24 protein-coding genes and 1 riboswitch are annotated in these 26,479 nt (G+C 33.7%); of the genes, 18 read left to right on the forward strand and 6 right to left on the reverse strand.

The genetic code is table 11. The features are described from left to right. The first annotated feature begins 16 nt into the window (after positions 1-16). From BM319_RS06085 to BM319_RS06095, 3 genes are all read left to right on the forward strand, one after another. The gene (locus BM319_RS06085) at positions 17-1,471 is read left to right on the forward strand and encodes a CoA-acylating methylmalonate-semialdehyde dehydrogenase (RefSeq protein ID WP_069033560.1); all 1,455 of its coding nucleotides are present in this window, start codon (positions 17-19) and stop codon (positions 1,469-1,471) included. Between the two features lie 87 nt (positions 1,472-1,558). Continuing rightward, on the forward strand, positions 1,559-2,347 hold the full coding sequence (locus tag BM319_RS06090) for an enoyl-CoA hydratase-related protein (protein ID WP_091021766.1): 789 nt from the start codon (positions 1,559-1,561) through the stop codon (positions 2,345-2,347). An 18-nt stretch (positions 2,348-2,365) separates the two neighbouring features. Beyond that, positions 2,366-3,421 carry an enoyl-CoA hydratase/isomerase family protein gene (locus tag BM319_RS06095; protein WP_091021768.1) on the forward strand — a complete coding sequence of 352 codons (1,056 nt, stop codon included), beginning with the start codon at positions 2,366-2,368 and terminating at the stop codon, positions 3,419-3,421. Positions 3,422-3,503: 82 nt separating this feature from the next. On the opposite strand, the gene BM319_RS25225 is transcribed toward BM319_RS06095, so the two are convergent. Further along, positions 3,504-3,779, reverse strand: a complete 276-nt coding sequence (locus BM319_RS25225; RefSeq protein ID WP_091021770.1) for a LysR substrate-binding domain-containing protein — start codon at positions 3,777-3,779, stop codon at positions 3,504-3,506. 302 nt (positions 3,780-4,081) lie between these two features. Here BM319_RS25225 and BM319_RS06105 point away from each other — a divergent pair, with 302 nt between their 5' ends. Continuing rightward, positions 4,082-5,548: a spore germination protein gene (locus BM319_RS06105; RefSeq protein WP_069033563.1), complete on the forward strand. Its 1,467-nt coding sequence runs from the start codon at positions 4,082-4,084 to the stop codon at positions 5,546-5,548. A gap of 353 nt (positions 5,549-5,901) precedes the next feature. On the opposite strand, the gene BM319_RS06110 is transcribed toward BM319_RS06105, so the two are convergent. Continuing rightward, the gene (locus tag BM319_RS06110; RefSeq protein WP_069033564.1) at positions 5,902-6,810 is read right to left on the reverse strand and encodes a LysR family transcriptional regulator; all 909 of its coding nucleotides are present in this window, start codon (positions 6,808-6,810) and stop codon (positions 5,902-5,904) included. 294 nt (positions 6,811-7,104) lie between these two features. Here BM319_RS06110 and BM319_RS06115 point away from each other — a divergent pair, with 294 nt between their 5' ends. The 6 genes from BM319_RS06115 to BM319_RS06140 all read left to right on the forward strand — a co-directional run bounded on the left by BM319_RS06115 (position 7,105) and on the right by BM319_RS06140 (position 15,335). Next, complete coding sequence (locus BM319_RS06115; RefSeq protein ID WP_091021773.1) at positions 7,105-8,622, forward strand: aldehyde dehydrogenase family protein; 1,518 nt, start codon at positions 7,105-7,107, stop codon at positions 8,620-8,622. Positions 8,623-8,677: 55 nt separating this feature from the next. Further along, a complete protein-coding gene (locus BM319_RS06120) occupies positions 8,678-9,886 on the forward strand; it encodes an iron-containing alcohol dehydrogenase (RefSeq protein ID WP_091021775.1) in 1,209 nt (402 codons plus the stop codon). Between the two features lie 137 nt (positions 9,887-10,023). Then, a complete protein-coding gene (locus tag BM319_RS06125; RefSeq protein ID WP_069033567.1) occupies positions 10,024-11,538 on the forward strand; it encodes a long-chain-fatty-acid--CoA ligase in 1,515 nt (504 codons plus the stop codon). Between the two features lie 60 nt (positions 11,539-11,598). Further along, positions 11,599-13,503: an alkyl/aryl-sulfatase gene (locus BM319_RS06130; RefSeq protein ID WP_175495573.1), complete on the forward strand. Its 1,905-nt coding sequence runs from the start codon at positions 11,599-11,601 to the stop codon at positions 13,501-13,503. Positions 13,504-13,637: 134 nt separating this feature from the next. Next, positions 13,638-14,909 (forward strand): MFS transporter, encoded by a 1,272-nt coding sequence (locus tag BM319_RS06135; protein ID WP_091021779.1) that lies wholly within the window; start codon positions 13,638-13,640, stop codon positions 14,907-14,909. Between the two features lie 33 nt (positions 14,910-14,942). After that, entirely contained in the window at positions 14,943-15,335 is a 393-nt protein-coding gene (locus tag BM319_RS06140) for a YidH family protein (RefSeq protein ID WP_069033570.1), read from the forward strand. Positions 15,336-15,447: 112 nt separating this feature from the next. Here the strand turns inward: BM319_RS06140 and BM319_RS06145 are convergent, their stop codons facing one another. Continuing rightward, a complete protein-coding gene (locus BM319_RS06145; protein WP_069033571.1) occupies positions 15,448-15,963 on the reverse strand; it encodes a DUF421 domain-containing protein in 516 nt (171 codons plus the stop codon). A gap of 595 nt (positions 15,964-16,558) precedes the next feature. On the opposite strand from BM319_RS06145, the gene BM319_RS06150 reads away from it, so the two are divergent. From BM319_RS06150 to BM319_RS06170, 5 genes are all read left to right on the forward strand, one after another. Further along, positions 16,559-16,882 (forward strand): PadR family transcriptional regulator, encoded by a 324-nt coding sequence (locus BM319_RS06150; protein WP_091021781.1) that lies wholly within the window; start codon positions 16,559-16,561, stop codon positions 16,880-16,882. Between the two features lies 1 nt (position 16,883). Next, on the forward strand, positions 16,884-17,261 hold the full coding sequence (locus BM319_RS06155) for a DUF1048 domain-containing protein (RefSeq protein WP_069033573.1): 378 nt from the start codon (positions 16,884-16,886) through the stop codon (positions 17,259-17,261). A gap of 18 nt (positions 17,262-17,279) precedes the next feature. Then, positions 17,280-17,624, forward strand: a complete 345-nt coding sequence (locus BM319_RS06160; protein WP_069033574.1) for a DUF1048 domain-containing protein — start codon at positions 17,280-17,282, stop codon at positions 17,622-17,624. A gap of 81 nt (positions 17,625-17,705) precedes the next feature. Then, on the forward strand, positions 17,706-18,467 hold the full coding sequence (locus BM319_RS06165; protein WP_069033575.1) for an ABC transporter ATP-binding protein: 762 nt from the start codon (positions 17,706-17,708) through the stop codon (positions 18,465-18,467). Further along, positions 18,467-19,231 carry an ABC transporter permease gene (locus tag BM319_RS06170; RefSeq protein WP_091021783.1) on the forward strand — a complete coding sequence of 255 codons (765 nt, stop codon included), beginning with the start codon at positions 18,467-18,469 and terminating at the stop codon, positions 19,229-19,231. Before BM319_RS06165 ends, BM319_RS06170 begins: the two co-directional genes overlap by 1 nt. Before the next feature lie 132 nt (positions 19,232-19,363). Here BM319_RS06170 and BM319_RS06175 read toward each other — a convergent pair whose 3' ends face one another. The 3 genes from BM319_RS06175 to BM319_RS06185 form a co-directional block, all read right to left on the reverse strand. Further along, on the reverse strand, positions 19,364-19,810 hold the full coding sequence (locus BM319_RS06175) for a YndM family protein (RefSeq protein WP_025568758.1): 447 nt from the start codon (positions 19,808-19,810) through the stop codon (positions 19,364-19,366). Positions 19,811-20,304: 494 nt separating this feature from the next. After that, positions 20,305-20,646: a hypothetical protein gene (locus tag BM319_RS06180; RefSeq protein ID WP_069033576.1), complete on the reverse strand. Its 342-nt coding sequence runs from the start codon at positions 20,644-20,646 to the stop codon at positions 20,305-20,307. A 497-nt stretch (positions 20,647-21,143) separates the two neighbouring features. After that, positions 21,144-21,695: a DUF3231 family protein gene (locus BM319_RS06185; RefSeq protein WP_091021785.1), complete on the reverse strand. Its 552-nt coding sequence runs from the start codon at positions 21,693-21,695 to the stop codon at positions 21,144-21,146. 933 nt (positions 21,696-22,628) lie between these two features. Between BM319_RS06185 and BM319_RS06190 the strand changes: the two genes are divergently transcribed. The 3 genes from BM319_RS06190 to BM319_RS06200 are packed head-to-tail and all read left to right on the forward strand — an operon-like array spanning position 22,629 to position 26,173. After that, positions 22,629-23,993 carry a spore germination protein gene (locus BM319_RS06190; protein WP_091021787.1) on the forward strand — a complete coding sequence of 455 codons (1,365 nt, stop codon included), beginning with the start codon at positions 22,629-22,631 and terminating at the stop codon, positions 23,991-23,993. Then, positions 23,994-25,085 (forward strand): GerAB/ArcD/ProY family transporter, encoded by a 1,092-nt coding sequence (locus tag BM319_RS06195; RefSeq protein ID WP_091021789.1) that lies wholly within the window; start codon positions 23,994-23,996, stop codon positions 25,083-25,085. It begins immediately after the preceding gene. After that, on the forward strand, positions 25,082-26,173 hold the full coding sequence (locus BM319_RS06200; RefSeq protein ID WP_025568752.1) for a Ger(x)C family spore germination protein: 1,092 nt from the start codon (positions 25,082-25,084) through the stop codon (positions 26,171-26,173). The genes BM319_RS06195 and BM319_RS06200 overlap by 4 nt, the downstream gene beginning before the upstream one ends. A 144-nt stretch (positions 26,174-26,317) precedes the next feature. Further along, positions 26,318-26,424: riboswitch (SAM riboswitch) on the forward strand. Positions 26,425-26,479 lie beyond the last annotated feature (55 nt).

Raw genomic sequence — 26,479 nt, forward strand, 5'->3', positions numbered from 1 at the left:
AGAGGGGATCGATTAAATGATTACGACTAATATAAAAAAACTAAGAAATAACATTAATGGGGAATGGGTTGATTCAACAGGTGTTGAAGTAGAGGAAGTAATAAATCCTGCAAACGGAAATTTAATTGCCTATGTACCTCTTTCAACAAAAGCAGATGTAGATTCTGCTGTTTTGGCAGCTCAAAATGCCTATCAGAGTTGGTCATTAGTACCTGTACCAAATCGAACAAGACTTTTATACAAATACTTACAGTTACTTCAAGAGAATAAAGAACAATTGGCTGATATTATTACGACAGAAAATGGAAAAACGTTAAAGGACGCTCAGGGCGAAGTTCAACGAGGAATTGAGGTAGTTGAACTAGCTACTGCGACACCTACTTTAATGATGGGAGAAGCATTACCGGGAATAGCAGATGGAATCGATGGTACAATTTGGCGCTATCCATTAGGTGTCGTTGCAGGAATTACACCATTCAATTTTCCGATGATGGTACCTTTATGGATGTTTCCTCTTGCAATCTCATGTGGAAACACATTTGTCCTAAAAGCTTCAGAACGTACACCTATTCTTGCAGAGAAGCTAGTAGCGTTATTCTATGAATCTGGTTTTCCTAAAGGTGTTTTAAATCTTGTACATGGTTCAAAGGATGTTGTTAATGGATTACTAGAGAATAATGACATTAAAGCGATTTCGTTCGTAGGGTCAGAACCAGTGGCAAAGTATGTGTATGAAAAGGGAACTGCAAATGGAAAACGTGTCCAAGCACTTGCTGGTGCAAAAAACCACGCCGTTGTCTTAGCGGATTGTAATCTTGAAAAATCGATTCAAGGGATCATTGGAGCAGCATTTGGAAGTAGCGGTGAACGATGTATGGCATGTTCTGTTGTAGCAGTGGTAGATGAAATTGCTGATGAATTCATGGAATTGCTTATTTATGAAACACGCAAGCTAAAAACTGGAGAAGGCAGATCAGAAGAAAACTTCGTCGGCCCATTGATTCGGGAAGTTCATAAAAAGCGTGTTCTTGATTATATTGATAGTGGTGTAAAACAAGGGGCTGTTCTATCTGTCGATGGAAGGGAACCAGGAATTAAAGAGGGGTATTATGTAGGAGCGACCATTTTTGACCAAGTAACACCTGACATGAAAATATGGCAAGATGAGATATTTGCTCCAGTATTAAGTGTTGTACGGGTTAAAGATTTAGAAGAAGGAATCGCTCTTGCTAACCAGTCCAAATTTGCTAATGGAGCTGTAATTTATACAGCAAGTGGTAAAAGTGTACAACAATTCCGTGACAAAATAGATGCTGGAATGATTGGTGTAAATGTAAACGTACCAGCTCCAATGGCATTTTTCTCCTTTGCAGGGAATAAAGCATCATTTTTTGGTGATCTTGGAACGAATGGAAAAGACGGTGTTCAATTCTATACACGTAAGAAAGTAGTAACAGAACGCTGGTATTAATACTGAATCTGGATCCCACTATAGGTAAAATACTTGCCCATAGTGGGGGATTTTTGTAAAACTGAAAAATCCAAAAGGAGGGATAATGTGAATAACTACAAGTATGTATCGTTAGAAAAAGAGAATTATATCACGACTGTTACGATAAATAATCCACCTGCAAATGTCCTATCTATTAACTGTATTGCCGAGTTACGCTCAATTTTTCATGAACTTTCAAATGATGATGAAACAAGAGTTATTATCATTACAGGTGAAGGGCGTTTCTTTATAGCAGGGGCAGATATAAAAGAATTTGTTTCTAGATTAGGTGATCAGGAACAAGGGTTGGCACTTGCTGAAGGTGGACAGGCACTCTGTGATGAAATTGAGTCAATGAATAAACCGGTTATTGCTGCTATAAATGGCCCAGCACTTGGGGGTGGGCTAGAACTTGTGATGAGCTGTCATTTAAGAATTATATCAGAGCGGGCTAGCGTAGGTCTTCCGGAATTAAAGTTAGGTTTGATTCCTACTTTCGGTGGTACACAGAGACTACGTAAAATAACTAATACAGCGACAGCGATGGAGCTGATTCTATCAAGTAGAACACTTCTAGCTAATGAAGCAGTCGAACTTAAAATTGCACAATTAGCCGTGAAAGAAGATGAACTTTTAAAGACAGCAAAGGCTATTGCAACGTCATTGGTTAAAGGAAAAAGTATGACCAGTGTAATGCGGGCTGTAGAATGTATTATACAAGGAAACAACGAGAGTATGGAACAAGGGCTAGAAAGAGAACGAAAAAGATTTGCCGAACTCTTCTTGACTGCTGACGCTAAAGAAGGAGTTCATGCTTTCGTTGAGAAACGTACACCGGACTTTAAACATTCATAAATAAAGGAGTAGATACCAATGTTCGATGAGGTTTTGTTTTCCGTTAATCAAAATGGTACTGCAACAATTATTTTGAACCGTCCAAAAGCCCTTAATTCACTTTCACACAGGATGGTTAAAGCGATAGGAGAAAAATTAATAGATTGGGAGACAAATCATAATGTGTCTGTCGTCATCATTAAAGGATCCGGAGAAAAAGGACTTTGCGCTGGGGGCGACATTAAGGCACTCTATGAAGCTAGTTCATCCGAAACTGCAATGAAAGAAGCAATGAGTTTTTTTGAAGATGAGTATGAGGTTGATCAAGCTATCTATCAATTTCCAAAGCCAATTATTGCATGTTTAGATGGTATTGTAATGGGTGGGGGAGTAGGTCTAACATATGGTGCTAGTCATCGAATTGTTACTGAAAAGACAAAATGGTCCATGCCTGAAATGAATATAGGTTTCTTTCCAGATGTAGGCGCGGCCTATTTCCTAAACAAAGCTCCAGGTCACTTAGGACGTTATCTGGCATTAACGGCTTCGGTGATACAGGCCACAGATGTATTATATGCAAATGGTGCAGATATCTACATGGAAAGTGAGGCTTTAGTAAGATTTATTGAAAAAGTCGAATTGACAAACTGGAACGAAGTAAAAGTTGAGCCAAAGCTTGATCAACTTGTCGATGAGTTTCGAACTAACCCATTGGAAGAAAGCAAATTCGTATACTATCAAAAAGAAATTGACCAAAATTTTAGGTTTGAGACTGTTGAGGAGATCGTTCAATCACTTAGTAAGTATGGAAGTGAATTCAGTGATAATGCAAAAGGACTACTCCTATCTAAGTCTCCATTTTCGTTGAAAATAACATTGAAACAACTGATTGGCGGTAAATTTAAAACAATAAAAGAATGCTTTGCTACGGATTTGATGCTTGCAAAAAACTTTTTAAAACATAGAGATTTCTATGAAGGAGTAAGGTCAGTAGTGATTGATCGTGATTACTCACCAAACTATGAGTACCAACACATTTCAGATGTAACGGATGAGGTTATTGATAGTTTTTTTAAAGTTAACTCTGTTCAATAAGACTAGCTAAATTAGCTAGTTTTTTTGTATTTAATAATTTACCGAGAGTGAGAAAGGGGTTCTTTTGCAATATTAATTTGAATTAACGTAAAATTAGTCGAAATGCAAGAAAATGCTCAAACCTATGACCTTCAAATAAAGTTTCAAATGAATCGGAAATTGTTTCTTCGAAAAGAGAAGTAAGACCCAAGTCGACATTCTCCTCTTTTACGTCTTGTAAAACCTCGTCTGCATCCTTTTCAGTAACAATCAAATCTATTTTCGGGTAATTTCTCTTAAATAATATTAAAATCTCAGGTAGAACACTAACTACTAAATCTGCAGTTGAGGAAATTGTTGTTTTTTGGATCAGTGTAATTTTCGCTTTTTAACTTTTTTTCCAATTCATTAAATTTAGCTAATAAATTCAGTTGCAATTGAGTTTTACTTAAACCCGCTTGGGATATGTAATATTTTTCGCAGCAGTTGATATCGAACCTGTTTTTGCAATTTCGCATGCGTTAGTTGGAGAGCATGAGTTGCTATGGCAGCTGATTTTTTATTGAAATAAGCTTTGTTAATTTTATTTTGGAATTGCGAATTATGGATGTTTGTCAAACTTTAAGTACATACTAACTGTATTGTTAAATGTTAACAAATTAAGTTAGGAGTTACCAATTCATGGAAAGATTAGAGTCTTCCTTTACAAAGAATATACATAAAAATATTAAAATAGTTAAAGAACATTTATATAATTCTCCAGAATTATCGATACGAATTATAAAATTGAATACAAATCCTAAATATTATGGTGCCCTTTTATATATTGACGGAATTGTGAATACAGAGTTGATAAGAGAAAGTATTATTGAACCATTACTTAATATTAGGGAAATAGATGAAGAGACAATTATGAGCACTATAGCTTTACAACATATTCGTTCAGAGTCAATTGAGGAAGTTACTTCTATTTCATCTACAGTTGATGGAATTATTAGAGGAAAGACATTGGTCTTAGTAGACAGTAGCGAAAGTGGCATTCTTGTAGATACTGCTGAATGGCAACAACGTCCTATTGAGCAGAGTAACAGACAGCGTAATATAGAAGGACCGTTAATCGCATTTTCGGAACAACTTAAAGGTAACTTAAATTTACTACATAATATGATCCCATCTCCTACGCTTATGGTAGAGAAAAGAAGCATTGGAAGAATAACAAAAACCGACGTTGCAATTGTATTTCTTACTGAAAGAGTTGATCAAAATGCGTTGAAGGAAGTCCGAAATCGAATTGATTCATTACAGGTTGATTATGTACTTGAGTCAAGAGTAATCGAACAAGCAGTTTCAGGAAAACAACATACTTTATTTCCATTGAGTTTTAATACTGAACTACCTGATTCTATTGCCGCTGCTTTGTATGAGGGAAGGATTGCAATTTTAGTAAATGGAACACCGACAGCAACCATCGTTCCGAATCTATTTATTCAATATTTTCAACATCCAAGTGATTATTACTCAAAACTTATTAATGTAACTCGTTTACTCACATTTTTCTGTTTTTTTGTATCAATTCTTTTGCCGGGAATATATGTTGCAATCGCAAAATTTCATGAAAATTGGTTTTCAAAAAAAGTGATGAAACACTTCTTTTCTAATTCAGATACCTTTCTACCTTTTTGGCTTGAAATTTTCCTTCTACTGATATTATTACAAATATTAGCAGTAGGTTCCTATAGAGTGTCAAAAGAATTATTAATCCTTGTTTCTTTAATCGCAACAGTTACAATTGGCACAACAGCCGTTGATGCAAAACTAATACATCCACTGAGTCTAATTATAATAGGAACAACATATCTTGCAAATACATTGATCACATACACAGCAATGACCTTTACTATTAATGCTTTGAGATATATCTTTTTGTTTCTAGGGAGTTTATTTGGTATTTTGGGGATAGGTATTGGAATGTTGATTTTATTCATACATCTGGCTCGTCTGCGTTCAGTTGGAGTACCATATTTAGCACCTATTATCCCATTTAACTTAAATGAATTCAAAGATGTGTTTTTTAGAGGGGATTTACAAAAATTGATTAATAGCACTCATAAATATCCACATGATGAATCAGATAAAACATCACGATAAAAATCACATGTATTACAGTTAATGCCGCATCCAAGTTCAATGAATTTTCTTTTTATTTACGCTTTCTTCTTTCTTCAACTAGCGCATGAGTTAGCTGTCTACTTAATTATCACAAAACGGTCGCTTGATTTACTGGACATATTTGAAATGACCTATTCATAATTACTATCTAATACTCGTACTCTATATTTGACAGGGTGTGGTTCGCTGGTTCTATAACAGTTCGGATCATAAAGAAGAAAAAGCTCTTTTCTTAAACGGTTGAGCTTTTTCTTTGTCTTCATTTATTCCTCATGCACAAATTAGCACAGAAACTCCACGCTAATATTCGTCGGGCAGTATAATGATGTTTATTAACTTATATAGTATTCTAGTTCAGATTTAATAAACTTAATTAAGTGTTTCTCTATTTTTGAAGGAGTTCTATTCATTCCATGAATAATTCCAAGTGTAACATTTATAGGTTCATAGTTGATAAGGTCAATTTCAACAATCTTGTTTTCAATAACATAAGGGTTACTTTTAGTAGCAAAATCTGGTGCAAAACCAATTGCAAATCCTTCTGAGATTAATCGTGATAATTCCTCCGTTTGATTTGATGAAAAAAGAATATTCATTTTTCCAAATTTAAGTTGGAAATTATTAACAAACCAATTGATATAATCGCCATTGTATAATACCACCGTCTGCTGAAGTATTTCCTCGGGTGTTATTTTTTTCTTTTTAGCAAAAGGAGAATCACTACTTACATAAACCTTTAGTTTCCCCTCAAGAATCCTTTCGAAATTTAAAAGCTCTATGTTTTTCAAAATATTCTCATATATGCATATAAGTCCGATTTCAGCTTTATTTTGTTGAACCACTTCAACTGTACGCTCAGTTATATTTTCTAAAATTTCAATGTTTAAATTTGAATATAAATTTTTAAATTCAATTAATGGTTTTAATAAATAAGTAAAGAAAGCAGGGATAGTAGAAACTCTTAGATTTCCAGAATGTACTTCTAGAATAATTCTTGCCTCTTCAATCATTTCTTCATATTTTAACAATACCTCATTTGCTTTATTTACAATTTTGGTTCCTTCATGTGATAGAACAACCCCATAGCGAGAGCGATTGAAAATTTTTATTCCCAATTCATCTTCTATTTTTTTTATATCCTGACTAATACCAGATTGGGTTATATGAAGATTTTGACCAGCAATAGAAAAAGACCCAGTTTTAGCGACTTCAGAAAGAATTTTAAGTTTTTGAATGTGCATATGGTGACCACCCTTTTAAAAAGATTACTATATTAGAAAAAAGTTTGGATAATAGAAACCTCTAATTTTAGATATTAAAAAATATGATCAAGGTATTACAAATCGTAATTTTACTTAGTGAAAATGAAGTTATACAATTATTTCAGATAATTCTTAATTTTTAAATTAAGACAAGTCCTTAATGTTATTTTCTAAAAATTTGTTGTGATTTGCAAGCGTTTTCTTTAAAAGGAGGTCAGATGTTACTAGAGTTCCTACTTAACTAATTAAATAACTATTTTAGGAGGTTTTTAAATGCAAACGACTCAAAAATTATTGGAATTTCCTCTTTATATTGATGGTCAATGGACATCTGCAAAAAGTGGTGAAACGTTTAGTGTGAAAAATCCAGCAACAGGGGAAGTTGTCGCTCAAGTAGCTAAAGCTGGAAGAGAAGATACCGAAGCAGCTATTACTTCTGCTCGTAATGCCTTTGATTCAGGAGTTTGGTCAAAGAAATCACCTAGAGAAAGAGCTCAAATCTTAATTAATTTTGGGAATAAAATTGTTGAACATTCTCATGAACTTGCATTCTTGGAATCTGTTAGTTCGGGAGCTACGGTAAGACGAATCTCAAATTTGGATATTCTATATTTAGTAGATCTACTTCAGCAAACAGCGAAATTTACAGTTGAGTATCCATTTATTGAATCTTTGCCAGTACTACCTTTTCCAGGACCTAGTAACAATCAAGTATGGAGAGAAGGCGTTGGTGTTGTAGCTGCGATTACACCTTGGAATCTACCGATGCTGTTAGCAATGTGGAAAATTGCACCTGCGCTGGCGATGGGGAATTCAATTATTGTTAAACCAGCGTCAAATACTCCTCTTTCCACTTTGAAACTAGCAGAATTAGCAACTGAAGCTGGAATCCCGCCAGGAGTTTTCAATGTTGTTTCAGGACCTGGAGCTACTGTTGGCGAAGTGCTAGCAACTCATCCACAAGTAGATAAAGTAGCATTTACGGGATCTACAGAAGTTGGAAGACGAATTATGGAGTTAGCATCTGGAACAGTTAAAAGAGTCACTCTAGAATTAGGAGGAAAATCACCATCGATCGTATTACCTGATGCTGATTTAGATATTGCTATTCCAGGCAGTTTATTCGGTTTCTGTCTTCACTCTGGACAACTATGTGAATCAGGTACGCGCCTTTTAGTACATGATTCGATCTATGATGAAGTAGTTGACCGTTTAGCGAATTTGGCTTCTTCAATTACGATTGGCAACCAGCTTGATATGACGACAGGAATGGGGCCAATGGCTTCAGAACAACAACTAGAGACTGTTTTATCTTATATTGATGCTGGAATTCAAGAAGGAGCACGTTTAGTTTGTGGTGGTAAACGTTTAACAGGTAAGGGATATGAAAATGGATATTTTGTTGAACCAACGATTTTCGCGGATGTACATAATAAAATGAAAATCGCTCAAGAAGAGATTTTTGGTCCGGTTCTTTGTGTCATTCGATATTCGACGATTGAAGAAGCGATTGACATTGCGAATGATACGATTTATGGGTTAGCGGCTGGTATTTGGTCTAAAGATGTAAATAAAGCACTTCAAATATCAAAAGAATTAAAGGCGGGAACAGTCTGGATCAATGACTGGCATATGTTAAGAAGCGACGCACCATTTGGAGGATATAAACAAAGTGGATTTGGTCGTGAGCTTGGTCGATATGCATTAGATGAATATACGCAAGTAAAACATGTTCATTGCTCACTTACTCCTGAATTAAGTCAAAAACCATGGTATGGCATTTTATTATAAAAAATTAGAAAAAACAAATAGAAAAAAACTTTAATAGAAAAGAGAAGGTGATCTCATGATAACATCATTTTTTCAGTTTTCAGTTCGAACAGTTGTAAATAGTGGAGCTGGCGCTCGCTCTTTGTTACCTGAAATGATTAAAGGCCTTGGTGGTAAAAGAGCTGTTCTTTATGTTGATAAAGGAATAACACAAGCAGGTATTACAGATAAAATTAAGGAGTTATTTGAGACAATACCTAGCGATGTACAGTTAGTAGGTGTTTTTGAGGATATAGAACAGGATGCTAAAGGTGAAATCATTAACCGCGGTGCTAAGTTCTATAAAGAATGTAATGGAGATGCATTAATTGCTGTTGGTGGTGGAAGTGTTTTAGATACAGTAAAAGCAATTAAATGGATGCTACATAATAAAGTTCATGACATTCGTGAAGAACTTCTTGTAGGAAATGTAATGGAATTTTGGCCAAAAGCTCAGTATATCCCGATTCCACACGTTGCAATTGCAACAACTGCTGGTACTGGAGCGGAGGTTTCACCAATCGCTGTAGTATTCAATGAAAAGGTCGGAATTAAAACGAATATCCTAAACACATTTATAAGCCCTGATATGGCGATATTAGATCCAGAACTTACAGTTGGTTTACCACCAAAAATTACTGCATTTACAGGATTTGATGCATTAACTCATGCAATTGAAGCTTATTTTTCACCTCAAGCGAATCCAATGACAGACGCATACGCACTTCAATCAATTCGAATGATTGTAGAAAATTTGTCTACAGCTGTTCATGATGGGGAAAATCTTGCATCGCGATCTAATATGTTAATGGCTAGTGCAATGGCAATTTCTGCTTTCAGTCTTTCTGTTAATGCGATTCCAGTTCACAATTTAGCACATGTATTTGGAGCAAAATTCGGAATTCCACATGGACTAGCAAATGCTGTGCTATTGCCAAATGTAATGGAATCACTTGCACCATATTATTTAAAACGAATTCATGGATTTGCGGAAGCGTTAGGTCTAAAGAATTTACCGGAAAGCCCAGAAGCATGTCTGGCGGAAGTTGTGTTATTCATTCGTAATCTCCGCGAAAAAGTTGGCCTGGCAAGTACGTTTGCTGACTTTGAGGTGAATGTGGAAAATATGGCGTATATTGTAGCACTAGTTCATAGTGATCCTTGTGGAATTTTCTTCAAAATACCACCTGAAATAATTGCGAAAATTTCAAATGAAGTTGTAGGCTCTGGTTTAGTGATTTCGTGATTTTAATCAAAGTTAACGGGCACCGTCAAAATTGATGATGGTGCCTCAACTATATTCATATTGATGGTACTACTTGAGTAATCAATTGCTCTTTTTGTTTCTCGACACTACATCCTACTATTTCAGGAGGCTTAGTAATGAGTTTGAATTTATATGAAAGTTTAAAAAAAAGTGCAGAGAAATTCCCAAATCATAATGCAATTACATTTAAAAATAAAAATATTAAGTATAGTGTATTACTTTCTCAAGTTGAATGCGTAGCATCTAAATTAATACATGATGGAGTAAAAAAAGGTGATAGAGTAGCCTTGATATTAGGGAATTGTCCGGAATTTGTCACTGCTTATTATGGGATTCTACGTGCAGGTGGCGTAGTTATTCCTATAAATCCAATCTTTACCAAAGACGAAATCCTATTTATATTATCGAACAGCGAAGCAAAGGCTGTCATTGCGGATTCTACTATGGATTCAATCATTGATACTCTTAAAGTAGAGATAAAACAGATTGAAATAATGTACTATGTGGAATCGAACAAAGCTGAGCTTAGTTGGTGGAAGTTGCTTGATACGAAGTCAAATGGTAATGAATATCCGCTAATTACAGAAGATGATCTTGCTGTCATTTTATATACGTCTGGGACAACCGGTAAACCAAAAGGCGCAATGTTGTCTCATCGCAATTTAGTTTCAAATGCCCGATCAATTGTTGAATTGGTGGAGTTTAACAAAAATGATCGTATTTTAGCTGTTCTTCCAATGTTCCATGTATTCTGTTTGTCAATCTGTATAAATGCACCAATCATTTGTGGGGCAAATATAGTAATTGTTCCAAGATTCAGTCCTAGTGAAGTCATGAATACAATCTTTAATGAGCAAGTGACATTATTTGCTGGTGTTCCAACGATGTATAACTTTTTATTGCAATTAAAAGAATATTCAGCTGAGTATTTCACATCGATCCGTGCATGTTTTTCAGGTGGAGCATCATTGCCTATTGAATTACTACAGAGGTTTGAAGAAAAATATAAGACGATTGTTATCGAAGGGTTTGGTCTTTCAGAAACAGCTCCTGTAACGGCATTTAATCCGTTAAAAGGGGAAAGGAAATTTGGTTCTGTTGGAGTAAATATTCCTGGAGTATTAAATAAGGTTGTTGATAAAAATGGATTTGAAGTTCCAAGAGGAGAAATAGGTGAACTAATTGTAAAAGGTCCGAATGTAATGATTGGGTATCTTGGTATGCCTGAAGAAACAGCTAAGGTCATTAAAAATGATTGGTTTTATACTGGTGACTTAGCAAAGATGGATAACGATGGTTATATCTATATTGTTGATCGAATAAAGGACATGATTATTGTTGGTGGTTATAATGTTTATCCAAGAGAAGTAGAGGAAGTAATTTATCAACATCCAGCGATTGTTGAAGTAGCAGTAATTGGAATTCCTGATAAGGATTACGGACAAATCGTAAAAGCTTTCGTTGTGTCTGAAGAAGAATCCATAACGATGGATGACATTTTGCATTTTTGCAAAGACAAACTAGCAAAGTACAAACTACCAAAACAAATCGAATTTATGAATAAATTACCAAAAAATAGTACAGGGAAAATAGTAAAGAGAGCTTTAAATGTAGAACAAATGGAAGTTTAATAGTTTAAAAGAAAAATTCTTGATAAGCCTTTTTATATTTAACAATTCATGGAGGTTCTTATGACAAATAAAGTACTAACACAATCAAAATCTGCAACTTCTATTACAAAAGATGCTAATTTAGCAGTTTATAATACTCTAAATTTTGATGATCGACAGGACTTCATTGATGCAAATAGAGGATTTATTGCACCACTAGACACAAAGATTATTAAAAATGATTCTGGTGAAGTTGTTTGGGACATAGAACAGCTGGACTATCTAAATGGCACTGCACCTGAGACTGTTAATCCGAGTTTATGGAGGAACGCGCAATTACAGGCTATATCTGGTTTGTTTGAAGTTGTAGAAGGAGTATATCAAGTCCGTGGACAATCGATGGTTACTAACTTTTTTATTGAAGGAAAAAATGGCGTGATTGTCGTTGATGCGTTAGGAAGTAATGAATCTGCTGAAGCTGCAATGGAATTGTATTATAAACATAGACCACAAAAGCCAGTAACAGCCATAATAATAAGCCAAAGTCATGCTGATCATTTTGGTGGTATTCAAGCAGTCCTAAAATATGCAGAAAGTCCAAATATCCCAATCGTTGTTCCTCAATATTTTACAAATGAAGCGTTAAGTGAAAATGTACTTTTAGGTACGATCATGACGCGTAGGGCAGAGTATCAGTTTGGTAAAAATTTATCAGATGGCGCACAAGGCTCTGTATCTGTAGGTATTGGGCCCACAATGACATCAGGTAAGACAAGTTTTGTGTTACCAAATGTTGAAATAGAAAACGAAATCCAATTAATGGAAGTCGATGGTGTAACATTTAAATTTTTATTAACGCCAAACACTGAAGCACCAGCTGAAATGCATTTTTATATTAGAGATTACAAAGTATTATTCGTATCTGAGAACGCAAATAAATTGATGCATCAAATTTATACAGTACGAGGTGCAAAAACCCGAGATGCTTTACTTTGGGCGAATGCTCTCGATAAAACAATCGATCTATTTGAAACAGAAGATATCGATGCATTACTGATGATTCATGCTTGGCCAGTTTGGGAGAAAAATAATGTAATAGAACATTTAAAACTTCAACGGGATTTATATAAATATATGCACGATCAGACAGTGCGTTTAGCAAATCTCGGTTATACAATGGATGAAATAGCCGAGACGATTAAACTTCCAAAAGAATTAGATACATATTGGGGTAATCGTGGATATTATGGTACGTTAAAGCATAATTCAAAAGGTGTCTACAATTATTATTTAGGCTTTTATAGTGCTCATCCTTCCGATTTAGATCCATTGCCGCAAGTGGAAGCAGGTCGAAAATATGTAGAATATATGGGCGGAGCAGCAAATGTTTTGGGACAAGCTAAAGTTGACTTTGAAAATGGTGAATATCGCTGGGTAGCTCAAGTGTTAAAACACGTCGTAATGGCTGAACCAGAAAATTCAGAAGCTAAAAATCTATTAGCTGATACATTTGAACAATTAGGATATCAAGCAGAGTCAGCTAATTGGCGCAATATTTATCTTGTTGGCGCTTTTGAACTAAGAAATGGAATTTATAAAGATAATTCTCCATTAGATGTATCTGAAGTTATAAAAAATATGCCAGTAAATGAATTCTTAAAACTAGTAGCTGTTAAATTAAATGGTCCAAAAGCAGAAGGTAAAAAAATAACAATCAATATAACATTATCAAACACTAACAAAGAATATACGATTTGTTTAGAGAACTCTGTTTTGTTTTTTAAAGAAAATAAATTAGCTGTTAAAGCAGATGTTTCTTTAGTAATTGATCAAATGACATTTTACGGAATTGTTCTAGGTTTACTCTCAATAGAACAAGGAGTAGCTGTAGGTAAAATAAATATTTCAGGTAACCATACAAAAATGAATGAATTTTTATCACTTTTAGATGAATTCGATCGTTATATGAATATCGTCATTCCCTAAATAATAGTGAAAAATAAGCACCTGCTTAATTATGCTTAGCATAAAAAAGACTAGCAGGTGCTCTTTTCAAAAAGTCTGAATGTAATCCTTTTAATTGAAAAAAGCTTTGAATTTTACGAGAGGCAGGAACTTGGATGAAAAGTTGGGCGAAATGGTTTATTTTATCTGCACTTTTTCTAATGGCTATTATTAATTTTGCTGACAAATCAATCTTGGGTTTAGCTAATATACATATTACCGATGACTTGAACTTAACTACTACAGAGTTTGGTATCTTAGGTAGTAGTTTTTATTGGTTATTTTCAATATTTGGAATAGTAGGTGGCTCTTTTTCAGATCGCATAGGTACTGGAAAATCAATAGCTATTATGGCGATTGTATGGACAATCGCACAATCCATGGCTTTGTTTGCATCAAGCCTACCGGTTCTAATCTTAAGTAGAGTTTTATTAGGTGTGGGAGAAGGCGCATTTATGGCAACTGCCATTAGTCATCTTAGTAAATGGTTTAAACCTGAATCGCGTGGATTCGCAATATCGATCATTAGTTTTGGAAATGTTGTTGGGATAGCTGTATCAGCTCCTATTTTAGTTACTTTAATTTCAAATTATGGTTGGAGACAAGCATTTTTTATTTCTGGTATTTGTAGCTTTCTATGGTTTGTTTGTTGGTTATGGTTAGGAAGTATGAAACCATCAGTTTCTATTCAAGAAGAATTAAGTACGAATGATAACAATACAAAGAATAACAGGAAAGAGATATGGAAAGCTTTAAGCTCTCCTAAATTTATATTTACGACGTTAATTGCATTTATTGCCTATTCGTTCATTGTCTTTGGTCTTACTTTCAATCCATCTTACCTAATAAAAGTAAAAGGGTTATCTGAACAACAGTCTGCTTTAGTTATTGCTGTCTCTGGATTAATTGGGGCTATTTCAGCGATCGGACTATCACTACTCTCAGATCGTTTATATAAAAAGGCACAAAATATATGGAGATCTCGCATTTTATTTTCTATTATTAGTGTTTTAATGGCAGGAATTTTGTATTCTTTATACCCACTTATGAATGGGGTAGTTTCAATAATTATCCTACTATCATTAGTAAATACAATGGTTGCTACAGTAAACACACTTTGCCCGGCTATAGTGGTTAGTATACTCCCACACCGCAGAGGGGTTATAGCAGGAACATATTTTGGAATAATGACTTCATCGGGTATAATTACCCCAATTATTTTTGGGAAGCTTATACAAAATATGGGAGCAAATACAGCAGGCGGTTATAGCATTGCAGTTTTTGGAATCTCAATTGCTATGGTAATTGCAGCATTTTTAACATTCCTTTTTGGAAACCGAAAACAACAAGATTCAACTGAAAACGGAAACAAGCTGGTAAACCTTTAAGGATTAGGAAATAACTAAATCAGAGGTACGAATATGAATAATGCGCTAGAAAAAGAGTTTGAAACAATTGATTCTAAATATATACAACAGCATTTAGCAAATGAAAGAACATATCTTGCATGGGTAAGAACAAGCATAACGATAATGGGAGTCGGCTTTTTAATCACTAATCTTCATTTTTCAACGATGGCTTCTAATGGAAAAATGGGAGATATTTTATCAAAGATTATTGGGTTATCCTCGATTATTGTTGGAATATTTGCCTTGATCATTTCAACAATAAGTTATTTTATAAAAGGAAATGATATTAATAAACAAACTTTTAGATTTTCTAGAATTTTGGTTGTTTATCTATCAATCGCCTTAATTCTCATTTTTCTTATATTTGGTGCTTATTATTTAGATGTTTGGGGATCGTTTTACTAGAAGTAGGTCTGTTAAAACAGACCTTTTTTATTTAGCCAACACTCCAACTGAATAGTAATTTATCAATTTAATAAGTATTAATATTTAGTGTTGTTTGAAATTAAGTTAAACTTCACTTAGATTTAAGAATTGTAGTTTCAATTAATCTCTCTAAATTTTGAATGTCCTGTTTAGTTGCAGGCTGTGCGTTGGGTTTCAATTTATATCCAATTTGACCATTTACTTCGATTGAAGCCGATGCTACATCTTCAATCGAATTTATCCCCAACTGGTGTAAATACATTTTTAGATTTTCTGTTGTTAGGCGTGTCTTTTTCAAATTCTCTATAATTAAGACCCCATCTTCAATAATGATTGTTGACTTACCTGTAAGTAACGATTCAAATAGTTTTGATTTTAATTTAAGGAACTGAAACACAATTAAGGTTAGTATAAGAATGGAAGCAACTCCAATACTTGTCCAAATACCTTTATTTTCAATAGGACGACTTAGTAATGGACCAATAGTACTCATTAATACAATTTCAGATACTGTTATTTTAGAAATTGAGTTTTTTCCCGCAATTCTTAATAGAAGCGATCCCATGATTACGATTAGAACTGCTTTCCAAGCAAAATCAAGTTGCATATAATCATCCTTTTTTACTTAATTTTCCAAATTAAGATGGAGAATATTCATTATTATTTATAAACTTTTTGAGTATTTCCAAAATCATTGAACAATATATCTATTAGGAATTAAGTCATATGATAAGTGATTCAATCTCACTGGCCATCGCGTTATTTGCATTTTAAAAATTAGGTGAAATTTTTATTGTTGGCAACTTGAAAATCTTACTACTTAGTGTTACTATGTATTGGTACTAAGTAATACTGAATATATGTGATACTTAATAGTTGAAAATGTTTATAAAATTTTTTTATAAAACGGTTCACATTTTCGCTACTTAGTAATACAATATACTATTACTAAGTAACACTGAATATCAGTCATGCTAAATAGCTGGAAAGAGTTCATGTAAAAGATATCAAATGAAAAACTTGATCCATAGGCTATTTAGATATTTTTTTACCTAGTACTAAGTAATACTGAATATCTGTATTACTAAATAGCTGAGAAGTGGTATCCATAACAATATTTTTTGCTCCGCTATTTATCGTTACAGTTTACCTCTAATAATTGACCAAAATTATTTTAAATAAAGTTAAAGGAGGTGTATACCATGGAAAATTTAACAGAAATGCTCAAAGGTTCATTAGAAGGTTGTGTACTTGAAATCATCAGTCGAGGTGATACTTACGGCTATGAGATTACTCGTCTCCTTAATGATTTAGGTTTTACAGAGGTTGCCGAAGGTACAGTTTACACGATTTTGATCAGGCTGGAAAAGAAAGAATTAGTAAATATTGAGAAAAAACGTTCTGAAATGGGCCCACCTCGAAAGTTTTATTCATTAACCGAAGCTGGGAATGAGGAATTACAACAATTTTGGAAAAAATGGGATTTTGTTTCATCAAAAATAAATAGCTTAAAAGGGGAGAAGTAATTTGAAGAAATTTATAGAGCTAATCATTGGCGATTTAGAAAGTAAGAAGGAATACAAAGCATTTATGAAAAAAGTAAATTCTCTACCGAAAGATTACGCTTTTGTGTTTAAAAAGATTCAAAAGTATATGTGGAATTTCGGATATGGATTTGGCGAAGAAATTATCAATTTGTATGAACTGTTTGAAGCTAGTTCAGCAGAAGGTATGCATGTGTTAGATGTTACTGGTGAAGATGTTGCGGCATTTGCAGACGAATTGATGGCTGCCTCAAAACTAGGTGAAGAACCGGCGAGTATATTAGGTGGGCAAGTAGATATGAAAAAAGACATCGAGAGTAGAGTTGAACAGCAAGTAAAAATATGGACGAATAAAAAATAAAGTAGGGGGATAAAGATCATGATAAATTTTATCAAAAAGATACTTGATGACAAAAAAGAATACAAAGAAATGATGGCGCGTGTTGAAGCTTTGCCAGGAGACTACCCAGAGGTATATAAAAAGATCTGCAATTATATGTGGAGTTTCGCCTCCGGAAGTGGCATGGATATGTTAAGAATCCAGTACGATCTAATTGATTTGTTTGAAGAAGGTGCGGCAGAGGGAAAAGATGTCTTGGAAGTGACAGGTGAAGACTTGACTGCATTTGCTAATGGACTTACTGACCAAGCGAAAAGATGGGATGATAAGTTACGCAATAATTTGAACAAAAGCGTTCTAGATCGTGTGGGTAAGAAAAAATAGCTTGATTTTTACAAAAACAGTTGCAGGCGCTACCAGCAGTGACACGCGCCTTCAACTGTATATATGGGAGGGAAAATGATTATGAGCAATACAGCAATTTCAGTGAAAGGGCTTGAAAAATCATACAAAAATGTCCCAGTATTAAAAGGCGTGGAATTTGAAGTAAAGAAAGGCAGTGTCTTCGCTTTACTCGGGTCTAATGGTGCTGGTAAAACAACTATTATTAAAATTTTAACTACTTTACTGCAGGCAGATAAAGGGGAAATAGAAGTCTGTAATGCCAACCTTCAAACGAACCCACAACAAGTACGTGAGAAAATCAGTCTAACCGGACAAAACGTTGCAGTAGATGATATTTTGACAGGGCGGGAAAATCTCGATCTAGTTGCAAAACTTCGCCACTTGCCTAATCGGAAAGAAGCTGTGGAAGAAAGTCTACGCCGTTTTGATTTAGTTGAAGCTGGTAATCGTGCTCTTGCTACTTATTCAGGCGGTATGAAACGACGCTTGGATTTAGCAATGACAGTACTCGGGTCACCTGAACTTGTTTTTCTTGATGAGCCTTCTGTTGGACTTGACCCGGAAGCTCGGTTAGCTTTATGGGAAGTGATTCGTGATATGGCGAAAGCAGGTATTACCGTTTTTCTCACTACCCAGTATTTAGAAGAAGCCGAACAACTAGCTGACCGCATTGCAATTTTACATGAAGGAAAGATACTCATTCAAGGTACATTGAATGAATTAAAAGCAATTCTTCCACCTAAAAAAGTGGAATACGTAGAAAAACAGCCGAACCTTGAGGAAATTTTCCTCGCTGTTACCGGAAAGAAAGGAGAATCATAATGAGTGGAAACCATTTTTTTAGTGATACTATTACAATGAGTAGTCGGGTAATGAAGCATTCACTTAGAAGTATTGATACAATTATCACAACGATTCTTATGCCGATTATGCTTATGCTTGCTTTTGTTTATATTTTCGGTAGTGCCATGACGATGGATAAAGTAGATTATGTGAATTTTATCGTTCCAGGTGTGTTGCTTATGTGTATTGGAATGGGGATTTCCTATACAGCAGTTCGAGTGAATACTGACATGACTAGAGGAATCTTTGATCGATTCCATTCCATGCCAATCGCCAAATCATCCATATTGGGAGGGCATGTCATCTCAACATTATTATTAAACTTATTATCAGTTGCTGCGGTGATTCTCATTTCTTTTATCATGGGATTCCGTCCTCATGCTAACTTTGTGGAATGGTTATTAGCTGTTGGTATGATCCTGCTTACCGTTTTTTCTTTCACTTGGATTGCAGTAGCATGTGGTTTAATGTCAAAATCGTATGAAGGTGCGAGCGTGTTCTCTTATCTACTTATGGGCTTAATGTTTGTAAGTTCTGCCTTTGTTCCAACAAATAATATGGGTAGCAAGCTTCGAGCTTTTGCAGAAAATCAGCCAATGACACCAATTGCCGAAAGTGTACGTTCCCTTTTAGCTGGGCAGCCGGACTATGGTGCGATTTTAACAGCAGTGTTCTGGTTAGTGGGAATTGGGATTTTGTTTTATCTGATTTCGATGAAGGTATATAAAAAACGAATGAATTAAAATGACGAGTACAGGGTGGGGAATTCTTTCAGTCTGTACTTTTTTTTGGATATACATTAGTAAGATAGAAAATAAATAAGAGAAACTTAAGTTTCTCTTACTAATTTTTTTAAGACCTTTATAATACAGTAATTATTTTTTAATTTTTTCGTCTTGTATATCAGGAGTCAATTCTTCTGATGCCTCGGTTTGATAACGTAAATTTCCAGTTGATACATTCTCTCGATGCTCTGTATTTTTAATAACATTATGATAAACATATTTATGAAAAAAGATTTCAAACAAAGCTATGCCAATTGCGGAAATTAAAGCTGGAGTTACCATACTACCACCATATGTTAACTTTGATCCCATATACCAAATAATTAAGTATGCTAGTCCTGCATCCGCTATTGTTGCTATCGTATTATTTGTTTTGGGTAAGATCAATAGATCACCAACGATATATGCGATTACTCCTAAGACTAACGATATCAGAAATACATTTCTAAATGCCATATCGTACCCAAGACCCAAAATTATATATAATAATGCAAGACAAGCAATAAATTTAATGATAAATGCTTTTATATGCTTCATAAAAATCCCTCCTGAACTTATTATGAGAAATTTATTTCACATATATTCTTTTTTATTTTATATGGTCAAGTAAAAAAATATATATACTGCCGATAAGTCAAATTCATAAAATCGTCATAATATTTTAAACATCCTTTATCGCTTTTATGGTTTGATAATTATGAGAAGACGTTTGTGATGTATTCAATAGGAAAGTATGCTCAAAGAATAGGAAGAACAAAAAACTCTTAGAAATTGGGATAAGTCAGATAAGATTTAAACCGCACCAAGTTTCCGTTGGTCGTACACGGTATTCTTCACAAGAACAACTTAATCTATTACGCTCCACTGTTAATAAAAATTGACAAAAAAAGAGCAACTCATAATGAATTGCTCTTTTAGCGACAATACGTATTATACCATTTTTATCCAAATTAGAATTATCAAATATGCTAATGTAATAAACCATTTTAGGAGTAGTTTAGCTATCATTTTTTATTTGCACTTTTAAACAGCTACTTCTGAATAGTTGGTAAGCTACTAATTTGTTGGAAATAATATTTATTTCCGTTGATGGTAACCGTGAATCCATCTTGCTTAAAAGTGATCTCTGTTTCTTTAAAATTAGTATTTTTTATTACATAGTTTGAATTTGATTTTTTTGAGTAATTCCCTTTATCTACTCTTTGATTTTCCGGTAATTCATGGTCATAATAGTAAAATTTATTGTCATCTTCTTGATCAAATACCATCGTAATTCGACGTAAATCCTTACTTACATATGTTCCTCTTAAGCTATGATTTTGATCATTTGAGTTACAACCACTAACTAAAATTAATAAAACAAAGATAGTCATAAAACATTTTTATTTTAATAAATTTTTTCATTATAAAACTCCTTATCTTAGATTTTTTTACAAAGGTATTAAACTAAGTTAAGCTTTAGGCATATTATTTAAAAGAAAGGTGTAATATGAAAAACATTTTAAAATTTATTTTAGGTGCTATTCTTACTTTGCTTATTTTTTCTTTAAGTTCTATAAGTTTAAATATTTATATAAAAATTACATATTTTTTTATCATAATTATTTTAATTCTATATTTAACACACCGTATTGATCAATATTATAAAAAATAAAGTCTCCTAGGGACTCGGAATGCTCTTATTCCGAACCTCTTTTGTCATTTTTTTTATATTTTGAATGAGAATAGACTCCTCTATCTTCTTATTTATGCTGTTTTTGGGCGGTTGTGTAGGTACATGTGTATGGAACAACTGTGCATGCTGCTCAGTCTATCGCTTAACTAGAAAATAAAAAAAGTCCACCTAATTAATGATAGGTGGACAATTTTTTTAATGTTGTTGTTGCTTTGTTTCAAAGTGAAGAGGTGGTGGAACTAACCAGCCTTTTGTTTTCATGATTTGTAGTAGTGCTGCACCATCTTTCGCTTTTTTAGCACCAAAACTTGCAAACATAGTACCAATATCTTCGCGAATTGATTGACTCATTAATGCAGCGTTAGATGTAACTCCAGCAGCTATTTCAGCAGCAACCATGTAAGCGATTTGAGCATCTTGAAATCTAGCTCCAGCTGGAATTTGTTCCAAATCGGCATCTGGTCGTTCTGATGGAGTAGGAGGTACTGCAATATCATTATGTAGAAGTACTTCTTCAACTTCTTTAATTGCAGGTTTCATTGAATTTTCAATTACTTGTTTTAAAAATGCTTTTAACTCTTCATCACCAGTATGGTTAATATAAACTTGGTAAGTATCTACACCAGCTTTAGTAGCTGATAGGTGACTCCATAGACCATAAACTTCTCCATAATGTAAAGGTTCATTTTGTGGATTTCCACTTAATACTCCCATTATAAATTTACTTCCCTTCTCAAATAAATTCATACTAAACTCCTTTTAAAGAGATAGGTACGAAAATTATTATTGAACCATTTGAGGATTTTATACTCATAATTTATAGGAGTTATGGGCTTGCACTCAAAGGAATGACAGTGTGTTCTTTGAAAATGATGGGAATATCAATCCTTTTAATCGACATATAAAGGGGCAATTGAAGCAGGAGTTCGTAATGCTAATGAAATTAATAATTTATAAGTATTGTAAAAACCCAACGATTCGTTGGGTTTTTTTTTGAAATATGCTTCTTTCATACACTAAGGGTTGATGAGTAAGTAAAAGAGCAAGAATCCGAAATATAGTTCCTCATAAAGGGTTCATGAGTAAGTAAAGGAGCTGGAATACGAAATATAGTTCCTCATAAAGGGTTCATGAGTAAGTTAAGGAGCTGGAATACGAAATATAGTCACTCATAAAGGGTTCATGAGTCAGTAAAAGAGCAGGAATCCATAATTTAGTTCCTCATAGAGGGTTCATGAGTAAGAAAAGAGCAGGAATCCGAAATATAGTTCCTCATAGAAGGTTCATGAGTAAGTAAAAGAGCAGGAATCCGAAATATAGTTCCTCATAAAGGGTTCATGAGTAAGTAAAAGAGCAAGAATCCGAAATATAGTTCCTCATAAAGGGTTCATGAGTAAGTAAATGAGCTTGAATCCGAAATATAGTTCCTCATAAAGGGTTGATGAGTAAGTAAAAGAGCAGGAATCCGAAATATAGTTCCTCATAGAGGGTTCATGAGCAAGTAAAAATCAAGAATCTGAAATTAACATACTCATAAGGTCTAAGTCAGTAAGCCAAAAGAAAAATAGCTATTTTTGATCTATCAAAGAAAGGGAAAAAAAGGAATTTGCATAGAATGGATAAGCTTTAATTTGACATACTAAAAAAATATGAAAAGAAATAGAAGGAGGGAAGCATAAGATGAGAAGTCAATTGGCAGTAATAAATGCGCTTAAGCTAGAATTTGAAGGATCAAAAGATTTAATTGTCCATTCTTTTGAATATTACGATCAAGAGATAAGTTTAATTTATCTTCAAGATCTATGTGACGCAGATAAAATTAAAACTGATATAATCCAACCACTTATGCTTTGTGATAAAGAAAGTAAATTTCTTTTACACTTACTCTCCTTATCTAGTTGTGAATCAATTCAAAACAAAAGGTATTTAGGTGAATATATAATTTCTGGTAATGTGTTAATTTTCATATCGAATGGGATCTATGCTTTTAATGCGATTCGTGATATGAATACTGAATCTGAAGAAGCTTCAGTAGAAACATCAGTTCAAGGGCCACAAAAAGCTTTTTCACATGACCTCAGTACAAATATCGCGCTAATTCGTAAAAGATATCCTTCGAATAAATTAAGCATTGAATACCAAACAGTTGGAACAATATCAAAAACAAAAATAGCAATACTTTTTGATTCTAATTATGCAGATCAAAAGGTAATTGATGAAGTAAAAAGTCGTCTTAAGAGGGTAAAGGTGGATGTAATACAAGCAGTTGGTCAATTAGAAAGGAAACTTTCTGATAAAAAGATTCATTTATTTCCTACAATGATGATAACAGAAAGACCTGATCGAACTGTTTTAAATCTTGCCCAAGGTAAAGTTGCTATTGTTATGGATGGAACGCCATTTGCTTTGAGTACGCCTACTGTATTTTTTGATTTTATATCTTCAATGGATGACTTATATCATTCATTCTGGATAAAAAAACTTTTGCAATCAATAAGATATATTGCCCTTATTATAACATTGGTGTTACCAGCTTTTTATATTGCAATTACCTCGTATAACCCGGAAATATTAAGGTCCCAACTTACTTTGACGATTGCAGGTAGTAGGGCAGGAGTTCCTTATCCATCATTTTTTGAAGTGCTTTTTATGATGTTAGCTGTTGAAATGTTAGTTGAAGCTAGTATTAGACTACCACGAGTAATTGGCCCAACTGCTACGACTGTTGGTGGACTTATTCTTGGTCAAGCTGCACAACAAGCACAACTTGTAAGTTCCATCATGATTATTATTATTGCATTTGTTGCCATTTCTAATTTTACGGTCCCAATCAGTGCAATGAGTTTCGCAATTCGATGTATTAGATACCCACTGATTATATTAGCAACTCTTTTTGGGTTGGTCGGACTAGTTGGAGGTATGCTTGTACTTATCTGTTATTTTGCTAATAAGCGAAGCTTTGGGACTCCTTTTTTAGCGATTGAATGGGGATCTTCCGATAAAATTGAAACGATAACTGAGAACCCAAAGGGGGGGCAAAGCTAGTTGACCCGTCACTTTTACTATACTGTACTGCTAACAATGATGTTAAATATCATTATCAATGTACCCATGATTTTAATTGGCGAGCGTTTTAATGGGTCTCTTATATCTATGGTGTTAAGTGTTTTGATTGGTGGAATATTTATTTATTTGTTTACGATCGGAATAAGTAAATTTCCTAATAAAGGATTGCCCGAAATTTTTAACAATAGACTACCTAAACTTGTTAAAAACATTTACTTAGCATTTTTAGGCGTAATGTGGTTGGCTGCAGGGGCATTTGTTTTAATTTCTTTCACATATATTACTGTACTGTATTTAAATACGGAGTTAAATATGGGATACGTTTTAGCTTTTTTTCTAGTTATTGTTATTTATGGAGCAAATTGTTATACAAAATCAATCCTCAACGTTATTGAAATAATGGTACTTGTAGCTACTCCAGTTGTTTTTTTTATCGTTTATAAAGCTATAGCAAGCAATTATTTTTATTTCGTCCATATTAAAAGAATACTCCATTATTTTTGGCAAATGCCTAACTATAGTTCTATTTCTGCTGCTACTTATTTTTTTACAGGCTATATAAATCTAGCTATCCTTAATCGTTATCTTGATACGAAAAAGGTTGTTAAATTTCTGTGGATTTTACCTTTAATCGGATTCGTTGTAATTAGTTTTACATTTTTCGTTCCAATTGCTTTTTTAGGTATTAAAGGGATTAATGATGTAGTGTTTCCTTGGATCTTCATAACTGATTCTCTAAGAATGGAATATGGGTTTATCGAAAGAGTGCTATATTTGATGGTTTATATATTCCTTTTGATGTCACTGTTATTTGGTATACTAACATGGCATGTTGGTTTAAAACTATTTGAAGGAATGTTTTTTAATTATAATTTAAAACCTGCTAAAAAAAGGAAATTTTATGGATATATGACTTTACTATTTTTTGGAGCCGTTACGTTGACACTGCAGACATTTACGAACGAAAGAGAATTTTTTGATCTGATTAAAATATGGCAAAATATCCGTTTTCCTGCTGAAGTCATATTAGTAGTGTTAATTTTTTTCTTATCTCGGAGGCAAAGAGCATGAAACGTATATTAACGTTGTTGTTAATTATGGAATTAAGTTTTATGTCTGGTTGCCAATTACTCGATGTTGATAAACGTTTTTTTGTCGTAGGGATAGGAATTGATCATACAGATGAAAATGGCATCTACCTAGTGTCAGTGAAATTAGCCATCCCTACAGCACAAATTGGAGCGGGAAGGTCTAATTTTCAAATTATTTCTCAAAAATCAACTTCAGTTTCTGAGGCCATTAGAATAATCCAATCTTTAGTAGATAAAAAATTAGATTTTGCTCAATGTAGGGTAATCGTTATTGATAAAGATCTACTAGTTGAAAACCAAATTGATTTGATGAAGTGGTTTATTAAACGGCCAGATATTCAAGGTGTTGCTTATGTAGCTGTAGGAGAACCTTCTGCAAAAGAAGCTTTATCATGGAGGGTTAAATCAGAGAGATTAGCGGGTAACGCTCTTGTGTTAGCTTTTAATGAAGAATCAAATAGGTCACCATATGTAATGTCAGAGATACTTAATGATTATTATATGCGATTGACAGAAAACGGTATAGATCCATATTTACCTATTATTGAACCGTTCGATAGTACCTTTAAAATTAATACTTCCGCAGTTTTTAAAGGAACAAAATTTAAAGCAGTATTAAATCGCGACGAAACAAGATTACTTAATGAACTTTTAAATCCCAAAAAAACAACATTAATTAATGTTGGAAAAGGAAAGAATCAGTTTTTCGTAAGTGCTGGAAATACGAAAATTGACATGAAAATTGTTATGCCTAAAAATAAAAAACCATATGTAGACGTTCATATAAAGGTAAAAGGATTCATTGAGGAATCTAAAAAGACATTACATCAAGATAGAGAATTGAAAGAGTATGAGAAGATAGCATCAATCATTATGAGCTCAAGAACAAAAAAATTTCTAGAACGTCTACAGGAATTAAATGTTGATCCACTTGGACTTGGGTTAAACTATCAAGCAAAATACGGAGTGACAAAAAAAGTAATAGATAAGTGGGAAGAAATTTATCCAAAACTTGAACTTCGAGTAAAATCAGAAGTGATACTAAAGGGAACTGGTACTATGTATTAACTTCGGTTTAATGGCAATAAAAAATTATAAAATTTTATTTTTTCTAATAAAAATGAAAGCGCTATCTCAAAAAATGTTTAAATTCCCTTATTGACAATCTGTTTACTAGGATTTATGATTCAGTTAAAGAAATTACATAATTCAAACTTATCGAGAGTGACCGAGGGATCAGGCCCTATGACGTCCGGCAACCTCCTTATTTAGGAACGGTGCCACTTCCTGCAGAATGAAAACATTCTGATAGATAAGTCGAAAACAATTGTTTCCGATGCCTCTTTCTGAATGAAAGAGGCTTTTTTATTTTTT

Origin of the sequence: Bacillus sp. UNCCL81 (assembly GCF_900112535.1) — a bacterium.
Lineage (GTDB): Bacteria > Bacillota > Bacilli > Bacillales > Bacillaceae_G > Gottfriedia > Gottfriedia luciferensis_B.

Bases quoted from the DNA above. Each gene is read 5' to 3' on its own strand.
- BM319_RS06200 (WP_025568752.1), top strand. From the start codon at position 25,082: ATGAAACGTATATTAACGTTGTTGTTAATTATGGAATTAAGTTTTATG.
- BM319_RS06115 (WP_091021773.1), top strand. From the start codon at position 7,105: ATGCAAACGACTCAAAAATTATTGGAATTTCCTCTTTATATTGATGGT.
- BM319_RS06150 (WP_091021781.1), top strand. From the start codon at position 16,559: ATGGAAAATTTAACAGAAATGCTCAAAGGTTCATTAGAAGGTTGTGTA.
- BM319_RS06125 (WP_069033567.1), top strand. From the start codon at position 10,024: ATGAGTTTGAATTTATATGAAAGTTTAAAAAAAAGTGCAGAGAAATTC.
- BM319_RS06180 (WP_069033576.1), bottom strand. From the start codon at position 20,646: ATGACTATCTTTGTTTTATTAATTTTAGTTAGTGGTTGTAACTCAAAT.
- BM319_RS06185 (WP_091021785.1), bottom strand. From the start codon at position 21,695: ATGAATTTATTTGAGAAGGGAAGTAAATTTATAATGGGAGTATTAAGT.
- BM319_RS06175 (WP_025568758.1), bottom strand. From the start codon at position 19,810: ATGAAGCATATAAAAGCATTTATCATTAAATTTATTGCTTGTCTTGCA.
- BM319_RS06160 (WP_069033574.1), top strand. From the start codon at position 17,280: ATGATAAATTTTATCAAAAAGATACTTGATGACAAAAAAGAATACAAA.
- BM319_RS06120 (WP_091021775.1), top strand. From the start codon at position 8,678: ATGATAACATCATTTTTTCAGTTTTCAGTTCGAACAGTTGTAAATAGT.
- BM319_RS06135 (WP_091021779.1), top strand. From the start codon at position 13,638: ATGAAAAGTTGGGCGAAATGGTTTATTTTATCTGCACTTTTTCTAATG.
- BM319_RS06130 (WP_175495573.1), top strand. From the start codon at position 11,599: ATGACAAATAAAGTACTAACACAATCAAAATCTGCAACTTCTATTACA.
- BM319_RS06165 (WP_069033575.1), top strand. From the start codon at position 17,706: ATGAGCAATACAGCAATTTCAGTGAAAGGGCTTGAAAAATCATACAAA.
- BM319_RS06105 (WP_069033563.1), top strand. From the start codon at position 4,082: ATGGAAAGATTAGAGTCTTCCTTTACAAAGAATATACATAAAAATATT.
- BM319_RS06085 (WP_069033560.1), top strand. From the start codon at position 17: ATGATTACGACTAATATAAAAAAACTAAGAAATAACATTAATGGGGAA.
- BM319_RS06145 (WP_069033571.1), bottom strand. From the start codon at position 15,963: ATGCAACTTGATTTTGCTTGGAAAGCAGTTCTAATCGTAATCATGGGA.
- BM319_RS06140 (WP_069033570.1), top strand. From the start codon at position 14,943: ATGAATAATGCGCTAGAAAAAGAGTTTGAAACAATTGATTCTAAATAT.
- BM319_RS06170 (WP_091021783.1), top strand. From the start codon at position 18,467: ATGAGTGGAAACCATTTTTTTAGTGATACTATTACAATGAGTAGTCGG.
- BM319_RS06095 (WP_091021768.1), top strand. From the start codon at position 2,366: ATGTTCGATGAGGTTTTGTTTTCCGTTAATCAAAATGGTACTGCAACA.
- BM319_RS06190 (WP_091021787.1), top strand. From the start codon at position 22,629: ATGAGAAGTCAATTGGCAGTAATAAATGCGCTTAAGCTAGAATTTGAA.
- BM319_RS06110 (WP_069033564.1), bottom strand. From the start codon at position 6,810: ATGCACATTCAAAAACTTAAAATTCTTTCTGAAGTCGCTAAAACTGGG.